This is a genomic window from Paenibacillus sp. GCM10027626, assembly GCF_042676285.1.
Classification (GTDB): domain Bacteria; phylum Bacillota; class Bacilli; order Paenibacillales; family Paenibacillaceae; genus Paenibacillus_Z.
On record NZ_JBHTHC010000024.1, the window covers coordinates 60,366 to 73,053 of the forward strand.

Annotated in this window: 12 protein-coding genes; 11 read left to right on the forward strand and 1 reads right to left on the reverse strand. The window is 50.8% G+C overall.

Annotated features, from left to right (window positions below; genetic code table 11):
* Positions 1 to 134 precede the first annotated feature (134 nt).
* The 7 genes from ACFQ0N_RS31645 to ACFQ0N_RS31675 all read left to right on the forward strand — a co-directional run bounded on the left by ACFQ0N_RS31645 (position 135) and on the right by ACFQ0N_RS31675 (position 5,907).
* Complete coding sequence (locus tag ACFQ0N_RS31645; protein WP_379334063.1) at positions 135 to 635, forward strand: phosphatidylglycerophosphatase A family protein; 501 nt, start codon at positions 135 to 137, stop codon at positions 633 to 635.
* A 214-nt stretch (positions 636 to 849) separates the two neighbouring features.
* Positions 850 to 1,044 (forward strand): glutamate decarboxylase, encoded by a 195-nt coding sequence (locus ACFQ0N_RS31650; RefSeq protein ID WP_379334065.1) that lies wholly within the window; start codon positions 850 to 852, stop codon positions 1,042 to 1,044.
* A 42-nt stretch (positions 1,045 to 1,086) separates the two neighbouring features.
* Positions 1,087 to 1,980 (forward strand): acetyl-CoA carboxylase, carboxyltransferase subunit beta, encoded by an 894-nt coding sequence (accD, locus tag ACFQ0N_RS31655; RefSeq protein ID WP_379334068.1) that lies wholly within the window; start codon positions 1,087 to 1,089, stop codon positions 1,978 to 1,980.
* Entirely contained in the window at positions 1,970 to 3,064 is a 1,095-nt protein-coding gene (locus tag ACFQ0N_RS31660; protein ID WP_379334070.1) for an acetyl-CoA carboxylase carboxyltransferase subunit alpha, read from the forward strand. Before accD ends, ACFQ0N_RS31660 begins: the two co-directional genes overlap by 11 nt.
* Before the next feature lie 96 nt (positions 3,065 to 3,160).
* Positions 3,161 to 4,915, forward strand: coding sequence for a pyruvate kinase (gene pyk, locus ACFQ0N_RS31665; RefSeq protein ID WP_379334072.1), 1,755 nt, complete (start codon positions 3,161 to 3,163; stop codon positions 4,913 to 4,915).
* An 85-nt stretch (positions 4,916 to 5,000) separates the two neighbouring features.
* Positions 5,001 to 5,510, forward strand: coding sequence for an acyl-CoA thioesterase (locus ACFQ0N_RS31670; protein WP_379334165.1), 510 nt, complete (start codon positions 5,001 to 5,003; stop codon positions 5,508 to 5,510).
* 4 nt (positions 5,511 to 5,514) lie between these two features.
* A complete protein-coding gene (locus ACFQ0N_RS31675; protein WP_379334074.1) occupies positions 5,515 to 5,907 on the forward strand; it encodes an FxsA family protein in 393 nt (130 codons plus the stop codon).
* Between the two features lie 9 nt (positions 5,908 to 5,916).
* On the opposite strand, the gene ytvI is transcribed toward ACFQ0N_RS31675, so the two are convergent.
* On the reverse strand, positions 5,917 to 7,032 hold the full coding sequence (gene ytvI, locus ACFQ0N_RS31680) for a sporulation integral membrane protein YtvI (RefSeq protein WP_379334077.1): 1,116 nt from the start codon (positions 7,030 to 7,032) through the stop codon (positions 5,917 to 5,919).
* Positions 7,033 to 7,233: 201 nt separating this feature from the next.
* Here ytvI and citZ point away from each other — a divergent pair, with 201 nt between their 5' ends.
* The 4 genes from citZ (at position 7,234) to recQ (ending at position 12,663) form a co-directional block, all read left to right on the forward strand.
* Positions 7,234 to 8,346 carry a citrate synthase gene (gene citZ / locus ACFQ0N_RS31685; protein ID WP_379334079.1) on the forward strand — a complete coding sequence of 371 codons (1,113 nt, stop codon included), beginning with the start codon at positions 7,234 to 7,236 and terminating at the stop codon, positions 8,344 to 8,346.
* Positions 8,347 to 8,514: 168 nt separating this feature from the next.
* On the forward strand, positions 8,515 to 9,807 hold the full coding sequence (gene icd / locus ACFQ0N_RS31690; RefSeq protein ID WP_379334081.1) for an NADP-dependent isocitrate dehydrogenase: 1,293 nt from the start codon (positions 8,515 to 8,517) through the stop codon (positions 9,805 to 9,807).
* Between the two features lie 37 nt (positions 9,808 to 9,844).
* A complete protein-coding gene (gene mdh / locus ACFQ0N_RS31695) occupies positions 9,845 to 10,789 on the forward strand; it encodes a malate dehydrogenase (RefSeq protein ID WP_379334083.1) in 945 nt (314 codons plus the stop codon).
* A gap of 83 nt (positions 10,790 to 10,872) precedes the next feature.
* Positions 10,873 to 12,663: a DNA helicase RecQ gene (gene recQ / locus ACFQ0N_RS31700; protein WP_379334085.1), complete on the forward strand. Its 1,791-nt coding sequence runs from the start codon at positions 10,873 to 10,875 to the stop codon at positions 12,661 to 12,663.
* Positions 12,664 to 12,688 lie beyond the last annotated feature (25 nt).

The window sequence follows — 12,688 nt, forward strand, 5'->3', positions numbered from 1 at the left end:
TACGCCCTGTCCGCATACATTTAAAAAACATGAAGCTTTAGTTAAAGTGCGAGTTCAAAAAGTCGGGCTTCGTGAATTATCGTAGCTTGTGCGTGTCGCATGACCTCGTACAGGTAGATGCGGGAGGGATAACTATGCCATCGGAAATGGAAAAAAGGCTGCTGGATCGCGGTGTGTCGATCAATGATGTGGCAGAAATCGTCTATTCGCTTCAAGTCCCTTACAATGCAGATTTGACTATGATGGAATGCACGGATAGCGTGCGTACAGTGCTGGCCAAGCGGGAAGTGCAGTATGTGCTTTTTACCGGAATAGCGCTGGACGAATTAGCGGAACGGGGGGAGCTGCCGCAGCCGCTGCAGGCCATTATGGAGGCGGATGAATCGTTATATGGCGTCGATGAGACGCTAGCCCTTGGGATTACGAATGTGTACGGAATGATCGGCCTGACGAGCTTCGGCTATCTGGATAAAGTAAAGCCGGGAATTATTCGCAAGCTGAATGAAAAAGGTAAGCATATTCATGTTTTTTTGGATGACCTGGTAGCAGGCCTGGCGGCCGCGGCATCCGCGCGTATCGCCCATCAGGATCCGAAGGCGAATCGCTATATTGAAGCGAACTTCGACACTCCTTAACCATATGCAGACTGCATCCCGGCCCGGCAAGCCGGGATCGGCAATGTCTGCCTGTTTTGCCAGGCGGCTCTTGCATCGTTGCGATGAATTCGGATTTTATGCTATCATTATGACATCATATGCCCGAATGATAGAAGAGTCATTTTGTAAAAGGCCATGTTCATGCAATAATGATTGTGTGAGGCATGCCAATTTTGTTCAGGAGGTTCCTTTCATGTGGACAGTCATCTATATCGCGCCAACGACTAAAATCGCGGAAAGTATTCAAAACCGGCTGACGCAGGAAGGTTTTCTCGTTAAAATTCGACAGATTAATGTATCCAAGCAACAGTACGAAATATTAGTGCCCTCGGGTGAACTGGACGAAGTGCAGGAAGTTCTCAACAATATTTTGAATTCACAGCGTTAACAATTACACTTTTTAAAACTGTGCCCCAAAGAGGTGTCTCTTGTGTTCAAGGACTTATTTCATAAAAAGAAATATGCGACGATTCCTTCTGGAACTTCATCCGGAACAGGAACGGCAGCTCGTTCCAAGCCGGATATTCCCGAAGGTTTGATGACGAAATGCCCGAAGTGCGGCAACATTCAATTCAGTAAAGAAATCGAGAAGAATTTGAAAGTGTGCCCTAGCTGCGGACATCATTTCCGACTGAATGCATGGGAACGGATCGGCATGACAATCGATGAAGGTACTTTTACTGAATATGATCCCGGGTTAGAGTCGGTTGACCCGCTCGAATTCCCCGGATACGCCAGCAAGCTGGAGGCGCAGAAGAAGAAAACCGGCCTTCGCGATGCCGTTATTACGGGCGAAGGCATGATTAATGGGCTGCCTGCTGTTGTTGCAGCGATGAGCTTTGATTTTTTTGCCGGCAGTATGGGAGCGGTTGTCGGAGAGAAGATTACCCGCGCAATCGAACAAGCTCATGACAAACGTTTGCCATTAATTATTTTCTCTACATCCAGCGGAGCCAGAATGCAAGAAAGCATTCTGAGTCTTATGCAGATGGCCAAGACGAGTGCAGCGCTTTCGAAGTTTCAAACCGATGGCGGCTTGTACATATCCGTCATGACCGACCCGACGACGGGCGGCGTTTCTGCAAGCTTTGCGACGCTTGGCGACTTTAATTTGGCCGAGCCCGGGGCGCTGGTCGGTTTTGCCGGACGCGTTGTTATCGAGCAGACGATCCGTCAGAAGCTTCCGGACAATTTCCAGACAGCGGAGTTTAATTTGCAGCACGGTCAGTTGGATAAGGTTGTCCACCGCAAAGATATGAAAACATTTTTGCATAAGCTGCTTGATATGCATACTGTAAAGGGGGATTGGACCCATGGCGGGTGAGTTGCCCTTCGAAAAGCCGCTAAAGGATTTGCGCGATAAGATTGAAGAACTGAAAAAACTAAGCGAAGGCTCCGGCATCGATTTCTCTGAGGAGATAACCCGTCTGGAGGAGCGCTGCAAGCAGCTGCAGCAGGAGCTTTACAACGAGCTTACTCCAGCGCAAAAGATGCATTTTGCCAGGCATCATCAGCGGCCGACGTCGCTTGATTTTATTCAAGAAGTTTTTACTGATTTTATTGAGCTGCATGGCGACCGCCTGTTTGCTGACGACTTGGCGATTGTAGGCGGCATTGCCAAGCTTAACGGCATGCCGGTCACAGTAGTGGGACATCAGCGGGGTAAAGATACGAAAGACAACATCGCCCGTTTTTTTGGCAGTCCGCATCCGGAAGGCTTGCGCAAGGCGCTTCGCCTCATGCAGCAGGCGAATAAATTTGGCCGGCCGATCGTGACGTTTATTGATACTAAAGGCGCTTATCCTGGCAATACTGCAGAGGAGCGGGGCATTTCGGAATCGATCGCCCGCAATTTGCGGGAGATGGCGGGTTTTGGGGTGCCGATCGTCTGTGTTGTAATCGGCGAAGGCGGAAGCGGCGGCGCACTTGCGCTAGGCGTGGGCAATCGCGTGCTGATGCTGGAAAATGCCATCTACTCCGCCATTTCTCCTAACGGCGCGGCTGCGATATTGTGGAAGGATTCCGGCCGGGCGGATGAAGCGGCAAGCGTAATGAAAATAACCGCATCTGATTTGGCGGAGTTTAATGTAATTGAAGAAATTATTCCTGAGCCGCAGGGCGGGGCGCACCGCGATTATACCGCGCAATCGGAGCTGATCAGGGAAGCGCTGTGGCGACATGTGCAGGAGCTTATGCAGATGTCCCCTGAACAATTAATTCAGGATCGCTATGAGAAGTTCCGCCGTATCGGGCAATATCAGGATTGCGGAGAACCTTTGACCGCAGAGCCTGGCCCCTCACAGGAACAGACAGAAGAAGCAGTAAAAGCGGAGGCTCTTGATGCAGCCGGGGACGATTCCGGAATTGAAGGAGCGGAAACTGCGGCGGAATCGGCTCCGGTTCAGTAGCGGAGTATCGTTTTTTTGAAACAAAGCAGCGTCTTGTCCGTGGCGGTAAGATGCTGAAACCAATGGATCAGGTCAGACGGAGGATGAAAAAACGCTATGCGCAAAACGAAAATCGTATGTACAATCGGCCCATCGAGCGAGTCGCTCGAAAACACAAAAAAATTGATCAATGCCGGGATGAACGTTGCACGGCTTAACTTCTCTCACGGTGATTTCGAGGAGCACGGCAACCGGATTAAAAACATCCGTCAGGGTGCTAAGGAGCTTGGCAAGACCGTAGCTATTTTGCTCGATACGAAAGGCCCGGAAATCCGGCTCGGCAAATTGAGCGAAGAACCGATCGAGCTGGAACAAGGTGAGACGATCACTTTGACGACTGAAGAAATTTTGGGTGATCGGAACCGTGTGCCGGTTACTTATGCGAATCTGCCGTCCGATGTGTCGGTCGGTTCGACGATTTTGATCGATGACGGCTTGATTGGCCTGACTGTCGAAGCGATTAAAGGCACTGATATTGTTTGCCGCATTGTGAACAGCGGGGCAATCAAGAGCAAAAAAGGCGTTAACGTACCGGGCGTAAACATCTCGCTCCCAGGCATTACAGAGAAGGATGCCGGCGACATCGTTTTCGGCATTGAGCAAGGGGTCGACTTCATCGCAGCATCATTCGTGCGTAAAGCTAGCGACGTCCTCGAGATTCGTGAATTGCTTGAGCGCCACAACGCCGGACATATTCAAATTATTTCCAAAATTGAAAACCAGCAGGGCGTAGACAATTTGGATGAAATTTTGGAAGTATCGGACGGCTTGATGGTGGCTCGCGGCGACCTTGGCGTAGAGATTCCTGCCGAAGAAGTGCCGCTTGTGCAAAAAATGATGATTGAAAAATGTAACCGCGCCGGCAAGCCGGTCATTACAGCGACGCAAATGCTTGATTCGATGCAGCGCAACCCGCGCCCGACCCGCGCTGAGGCAAGTGACGTAGCGAATGCCATTTTTGACGGTACGGATGCGATTATGCTGTCCGGCGAGACTGCGGCAGGCAAATATCCGGTGGAATCGGTGCAGACGATGTCATCGATCGCGGTGCGTGCGGAATCCGCCTTGCAATACCGTGAGATTTTCAGGAAGCAGGCCAATGCGCAGCAAAAAACGGTGACGGAAGCGATTAGCCAGGCTGTGGCCAACTCGGCGCTTGATCTGGAAGCGAAAGCGATTATTACATCGACAGAGAGCGGTTATACGGCCCGCATGGTGTCCAAATATCGGCCGAAATCGCCGATTATTGCCGTTACGCCGGTCGAGCAGGTGAAGCGCCGCCTGGCGCTTGTATGGGGAGTCATCCCTGTAAGCGGCACTCCGGCATCTACGACGGACGAAATGTTTGACATCGCTGTGCGCGGCGGCATCGATTCCGGTATCGTCATGCTGGGCGATACGGTTATTATTACGGCAGGCGTGCCGGTCGGCCAGTCCGGTACGACCAACCTGATCAAAATTCATACCGTCGGCGAACTGCTTGCAAGAGGACAAGGCATCGGCACACAAAGCGCAACCGGCAAAGTCGTTATTGCCCGTTCTGCCGAGGAAGCAGTAGCTAAAGTAACGGAAGGATCGATTCTTGTTACTGTAGCGACAGACAAAGACTATATGCCGGCTATTGAGAAGGCGGCTGCCGTCATTACCGTTCAAGGCGGCGTTACAAGCCATGCGGCAATCGTTGCGCTTAATATGGGCATTCCTGTTATTTTGGGCGTATCCAATGCCTATGAAGCTTTGCAGGACGGCATGGAAGTAACGGTTTACGCCGAGATGGGCGTTATTTATTCCGGACAAGCTAAAGTAATGTAATAAAATCATTGTTGAAAGCGATGGCGCCTGCGCCGTCGCTTTCGTGCAAATTGAGAACCTAAATCAAGGGTATAATAAAGGTGTGATCGAATTGAACGATAAAAATCAGCCGCTGCGGTGGCATCTGCATCCGCTTCGCGTGCGTTACCAGGAAACGGACCGGATGGGGGTCGTCTTTCACGGCAACTATGTGAACTGGTTCGAAATTGGTCGCACTGAGTTTATTCGCCATTACGGCATGCCTTATGAGCAAATCGAGCGTCAAGGCTTAATGCTGCCGGTTGTAGATCTGGACTGTCGTTATGGAGCGCCGGCCAAGTATGACGATCGCGTGTTAATCTGCACGGCCATTGACAGCTATACGCCGGTCAGGCTGTCCTTTCGTTCACAGGTACGGCGTATAGGCGAGCATGAGCAATATCCGGCCGAATGGGCGGAGAAGGTTTTACCGGGAGAACCGCTTGTAGAAGGCGGTACGCGCCACGTTTGGGTCAATGATCAATTCAAGCCTGTCAGACTGGACAAGTCGCTGCCGGAGCTGTACGGGCTGCTGAAGGCCGCATACGCAGGCAACTTGACGGAAGGGAAGGGATAGCCAAATGCTGAAATGGATTGTAGCGGCGATTATCATCATTCCTGCGGTGGAAATATGGGGAATTATCCAGATGAGTCACTTTATAGGCGGATGGTCCACTTTTCTGCTGATTTTGTTAACCGGCTTTGCCGGCGCTTATTTTGCCCGCCTGGAGGGCCGCAAAGCGCTAACCGATCTACAGCGGCAGCTGCAAAGCGGAAGCCCGCCCGGCCATGCGATGCTTGACGGCGTATGTATATTATTTGGCGGGCTGCTGCTGCTGGCGCCCGGCTTTTTTTCAGACCTGATCGGTCTTACATTGCTATTTCCGCTTACGCGCACGTTCTACAAAATACAAATATTGCGCTGGCTGGAGAAGAAGCTTCGCTCGGGCAATTTCATCATTCGCCGATGGTAGCGAGACAAGCTATTTATTGCCGTACATAATGTAAGAATAAATATCGTGGAATACATGAGCACGATGAATAGCGGACAAGATAACGAGTGTGACAGGGCCGGCTATAAGACCGAAAATGCCGAACAGCTGCAAGCCGGCGAACATGGCGATTAGCGTTGGCAGCGGCTGCAGGCCAACGCTGCTGGCCAGTACTTTGGGCTCGAGGATTTGCCTGGCGATCAGAATGACGCCGTATAGAATCGAAAGGCCGATCGCAAGAGAAGGGTCGCCGTAAAGGAACAAATAAGCGATCCATGGGATCATGGCGGCGCCAACGCCCAAATAGGGAAGCAAATCAACAAGACCGATCAGCAAGCCGATTGTGATCGCATACTCGACCTGCAAAATCAGCAAGCCGATTGTCACGACGACGGTCGTAATCGAGATCATGATTAACTGTGCGCGGCAGTAGCCGACCAGCGCCTTTTGCAAATCGTGCCATACAGCCGAGAGAGAGCGGCGAACCGATTCAGGAAGCCAGCCGGATATTTGGGACAAATGGGTGTTCCAGTCCTTTCCGATAAAAAAGGCGGCCAAAAGCACAATAATAAGCAAAGTTGCCCAATTGGGCAGTGATATGATAACATTAATCAGTCCGTTGAGAAAAAAGCTGATAAATTCCGAGCTCTTATTGGCAAGCAAATTCGCGGCATCGGAGATGCGGGAATTGATCGTATGCTGATAATTCGGATTTTGCTGATAGAATGTATTCAGCCTGTCGATCAATGACTGAATTTCCGATGAAGCGACAAATTGTTCAAACTGCGTCTTCCAGAAGCCGATCATGACATTCAGCGATTTGGAAAGATGGACAATTTCCACGATAATCCGGGTAATGAGTGCAGAAATAATGGTCAGCATTGCGGCTGCAAACAGCAATAAAGCAGAAGAAACCGCCAGCCAGCGCGGAATTTTGGCCGTATTGTACAAAAAATTGACAATCGGGTTGATGATATAAGCGAGCGCCCAGCTAATCAAAAAGGGATAGATCAGCGGTGTTACGTATACTAGTGCGGCAGCGAGCAGCAAAAGGATAACAAGCACGAATAGCCCGCGTCCGATACGGTGGATATAAGTACGCTCCATTGTTATGCACCTCCTGATATAAAAAAGCTGAACCCATTCTGGTTAAAAAAATATTAATGGTGCTGATAAAGCATTTTTATGTCCCTTTTTGTTCACTTCCCTGTCAAAATCCGATATGATTGAAGGGACGTAACTGAATCGAATGTACTTAAGATAATGGGAAATCGGGAAATGACTTTTCTGTTTAAAGGAGAGAAAATGATGACAGCAACTAAAGGTCTGGAAGGCATCGTTGCCACGACTTCCTCAATCAGCTCCATCATCGATGGCGTTCTTACTTATCGCGGGATTAATATTGACGATCTTGCCGAGCACGCTTCCTTTGAGGAAACGGCTTATTTGCTCTGGTACGGCAAGCTGCCGACACAATCCGAGCTTGACGGTCTGATGAAACAGCTGAGCGAGTACGCGAATGTACCTGCCCAGGTGATTGCTCAAATTAAGCTGTATCCAGCAGGCACAAATTCGATGGCAGCTCTTCGTACAGCCGTATCGAGTCTGGCTCTGTACGACGAGTCGGCTAACGACATGACACCTGAAGCTAACCTGCGCAAGGCGATCAAGCTGCAAGCCCAGCTGCCGACGATCATAGCGGCTTTTGCCCGCATTCGCGAAGGCAAGGAGCCGATCGCTCCGAAAGCAGGCGTATCTGTCGCCCACAACTTCCTTTACATGCTTACTGGACAAGATCCGGAAGAAGTAGCTGTGAAAGCGCTCGACCAGGCATTGGTGCTGCATGCCGACCATGAGCTGAACGCATCGACTTTCGCGGCGCGTGTGACTGTTGCTACCTTGTCCGATATTTATTCGGGCGTGACATCGGCGATCGGCGCCCTGAAGGGACCGCTTCACGGCGGCGCGAATGAGGCTGTTATGATCATGCTTGAAGAGATCGGTTCGCTGGGCCGGGTAGAATCCGTCATAAACGCAAAGCTGGCGAACAAAGAGAAGATTATGGGCTTTGGACACCGCGTTTACAAAAATGGCGACCCTCGTGCGAAGCATCTGCAGAAGATGTCGCGTGAGTTGGGCAAGCTGACTGGCAATATGGAATTGTATGATATGTCAGTGAAAATCGAAGAGCTTGTAACAGGCCAGAAAGGTCTGAAGCCGAATGTCGACTTCTACTCGGCATCGGTATACACCACTTTGAAAATTCCGCGCGACCTGTTCACGCCGATTTTTGCGATTAGCCGCGTTTCCGGATGGACGGCTCATATTCTGGAGCAATATGAAAACAACCGTCTCATTCGTCCGCGCGCTGAATATGTTGGCCCTGTCAATCAAAAGGTTACTCCGATTGCGCAGCGCTAATCGTTCATAATTAAAAGCAGGCTGGCTGCAGCCGGGCCTCATGCTGCTGCTGGCAGCTATCGTGTCTGGCAGCTTATCGGCACTGTTGCTGACAAGCTGTTTTGGCATGGAGTGCAATGAATTTGAACGCTCTATAAAAATATTATTACGTCAAGGAGGAATATATCCATGAAGCTAGAAAAATTTGCACTTCCGACTGAGGGCGAAAAAATTACAATCGATAACGGTGCACTGCAGGTGCCTAACAACCCGATTATCCCATTTATCGAAGGTGACGGTACTGGCCGTGACATCTGGAAAGCTTCCAAGCGCGTGCTTGACGCAGCTGTCGAGAAAGCGTACAACGGGGAGAAAAAGCTGGCTTGGTACGAAGTGTTTGCCGGCGAAAAAGCATTCAATACTTATGGCGAGTGGCTGCCTGCTGATACGCTGACAGCAATTCGCGAATATATCGTAGCAATTAAAGGGCCTCTTACTACGCCGATCGGCGGTGGCATCCGTTCCCTGAACGTTGCGCTGCGCCAAGAGCTGGATCTGTATACTTGCCTGCGTCCGGTTCGTTATTTCAATGGCGTTCCTTCCCCTGTAAAGCGTCCTGAACTGGTTGACATGGTTATTTTCCGCGAAAACACTGAGGACATCTATGCAGGCATCGAGTATCAAGAAGGCTCTGCAGAGGTTAAAAAGGTAATCGAATTTTTGCAGCAGCAAATGGGCGTTAACAAAATCCGTTTCCCGGAAACTTCGGGTATCGGCATCAAGCCGGTTTCGTCCGAAGGCTCGAAGCGTCTTGCGCGCGCAGCGATCGAGTATGCACTGAAGCATGGGCGCAAGTCGGTTACGCTTGTTCATAAAGGCAACATCATGAAATTTACTGAAGGTGCATTCAAAAACTGGGGATACGAAGTGGCCGAACAGGAGTATGCAGATCGTACCTTCACTTGGGGTCAATATGACCGCATTAAAGAAGCGGAAGGCGTTGATGCGGCGAATAAAGCGCAAGCAGAAGCTGAAGCAGCCGGCAAAGTCATCGTAAAAGACGCGATTGCCGACATCGCGCTGCAGCAAGTATTGACTCGTCCGACCGATTTCGATGTAATTGCAACCTTGAACCTGAACGGCGATTATCTGTCCGATGCGCTGGCAGCGCAAGTTGGCGGTATCGGTATTGCCCCAGGCGCAAACATCAACTACCTGACTGGCCACGCGATCTTCGAAGCTACGCACGGCACTGCGCCTAAATATGCGGACAAAGACGTTGTAAACCCTGGCTCGGTTATTTTGTCCGGCGTTATGATGCTTGAGCATCTGGGCTGGCAGGAAGCTGCCGATCTGATTTACAAAGGTATGGAAACATCCATTAACAATAAAACTGTAACGTATGATTTTGCACGTCTGATGGAAGGCGCAACTGAAGTGAAATGTTCCGAATTCGCTAACGAAATCATCAAAAACATGTAGTCCAGACGATATCCAAATTTGGGAGGATTGAGTGACAATGGCAATCAAACGGAATAAAATTACCATTGTCGGCGCCGGATTTACCGGTGCGACAACAGCGCTTATGCTGGCGCAAAAAGAATTGGGCGACGTCGTACTGGTCGATATCCCGCAGCTGGAAAATCCGACCAAAGGCAAAGCGCTCGATATGATGGAATCGACTCCTGTTCAAGGCGTTGATTCCAACATTATCGGAACGTCCGACTATGCGGATACCCGGGATTCCGATGTCGTGATCATTACTGCAGGCATTGCCCGCAAGCCGGGCATGAGCCGTGATGATTTGGTTAACACCAATGCCAGCATTGTCAAATCGGTCTGCGAAAATGTTAAAGCAACCAGCCCGAACGCATATGTTATTATTCTTTCCAACCCGGTTGATGCGATGACTTATGTCGCATACAACACGCTTGGTTTCCCGAAAAACCGCGTAATCGGCCAATCGGGCGTTCTCGATACTGCGCGCTACTGCACATTCATTGCACAAGAGCTGAATGTATCGACTGAAGACGTTCGCGGCTTCGTGCTTGGCGGTCATGGCGACGATATGGTTCCGCTTGTACGTTACTCCAACGTAGGCGGGATTCCGATCGAGAAGCTGATTCCTGCCGACCGCATCGAAGCAATCGTTCAGCGCGCTCGCGTTGGCGGCGGCGAAATTGTCAATCTGCTGGGCAACGGCAGCGCGTACTACGCGCCGGCTGCTTCGCTTGTTCAGATGGCAGAAGCAATTTTAAAAGATAAAAAACGCATTCTTCCGGTTATCGCACTGTTGGAAGGCGAGTATGGCTATGACAACTTGTTCATGGGCGTACCGGCTATTCTCGGCGGCGACGGAATTGAAAAAATATTTGAGCTTGAATTGACAGCTGATGAAAAAGCAGCGCTTGACAAGTCGGCGCAATCTGTTCGCAACGTCATTGCAGTTGTAAACGGCGGCTAATCGATAATTGCTCATGAAGCAAGCATGAGACCCTGTCCGATCGCGGCAGGGTCTTTTTTCTCAAAAGAAGGGAGGCAGCATAAATGATGGATCAAGCGGTAACGCTGCTCAAGCAGGTCTATGGCTATGACAGCTTTCGAAAAGGCCAGCGGGAGATCATAGAAGGCCTGCTCCAAGAAAAAGATACGCTGGCGATATTGCCGACCGGCGGAGGCAAGTCGATCTGCTATCAGCTTCCGGCATTGCTGCTGCCAGGCACGACCATTGTAGTTTCGCCCTTAATCTCGCTCATGAAAGATCAGGTAGATGCTTTACAACGATTAGGTGTAGCGGCGGCTTACCTAAACAGCTCGTTAGATGCGGCTTCCTATCGGGAAGTGGTCCGCAAAACGATGCAAGGTACATACAAGCTGCTCTATGTTGCTCCGGAACGGCTGGACGGAACGATGTTTGAATCATTTGCGGCTCAGCTGCAAATTTCGCTGATCGCGATCGATGAGGCTCATTGTGTTTCGCAGTGGGGGCATGATTTCCGACCAAGCTACCGGCAATTGGCGCATTGGATCGGACGGTTGGACAAACGTCCACCGGTGGCGGCCTTTACGGCGACTGCCACACCGGAAGTGTCAAAAGATATTGCGGCAATGCTGGCCTTGCGCGAGCCGAATATGTTCGTAACGGGCTTTGCGCGCACGAATCTGTCGCTTTCCGTAGTAACGGGCGCAAACAAACGCCATTTTTTGCGCGACTACATCCAGCAGCGTTCGGATCAATCCGGCATTATCTATACAGCTACACGCAAAGAAACGGAAGAAGTATATGCCGATTTACTGCGGCTGGGAGTAGCGGCTGGCAAATATCACGGCGGATTGGCTGACGAAGAGCGGGCTGATGCGCAGGAGCGGTTTCGCTTTGATGATATTAAAGTGATGGTCGCGACGAATGCGTTCGGCATGGGGATCGATAAACCCAATGTCCGTTATGTCGTTCATTGGCAAATGCCCGGCGATGTAGAGTCCTACTATCAGGAGGCAGGGCGTGCCGGCAGGGATGGCGAGGAGAGCGATTGCGTCCTGTTATTCGAGCCTCAGGATGTACAGGTGCAGCGCTTCTTGATCGAACGGAGCACCGAAGACCCCGAACGCCGCACGATACAGCTTAATAAGCTGTATACGATGATGAATTATTGCCGTACTGACCGCTGCTTCCTGCAGTTCATCGTCAGCTATTTTGGCGAAGCGGATGTCCCGGCTTGCGGGAAATGCAGCAATTGCCTAGATGAAAGCGAAAAGGTTGATTTAACGGAGGAGGCGCGCAAGGCGCTATCCTGTGTTGGCCGTATGAAGGGGCGGTTCGGCGTGACGCTGGCGGCTAAAGTGTTAAAAGGCTCGCGCGACAAGCGGCTGCTGGAATTTGGCCTGGATCGGCTGTCGACCTATGGCCTGCTGAGCAGCTGGCCGGAAAAAGAAATTACAGATTGGCTGTACTGGCTCGTTGCCGAAGGGTATATGCGCATTAGCGATGGCGAATATCCGACTGTTTCGCTCACCGCGCTGGCCCTGCCTGTACTTGAAGGAAAAGAGCAGGTACTGCGAAAACGGATCACAACAGTGAAGCGCAAAAGCGGCAGCGAGCAGGGAGCAAATACGCCGTTGTTTGAAGCGCTGCGCGAATGGCGCCGCAAAGCGGCTGCGCGTGAGGGAGTACCGCCATTTATACTATTTTTTGATGCAACGCTGCGCGATATCGCCGATCAGCAGCCGCTTACAGCCGAGCAATTGCTGCTTGTAAAAGGCGTCGGCAACGCCAAAGTGGCCAAGTATGGTGCAGAAGTGCTTGAAGTCGTGGCAGAGTATCGACAATCACAGCAATAACAGAGCTGTCTAGTTGAAAAATGTG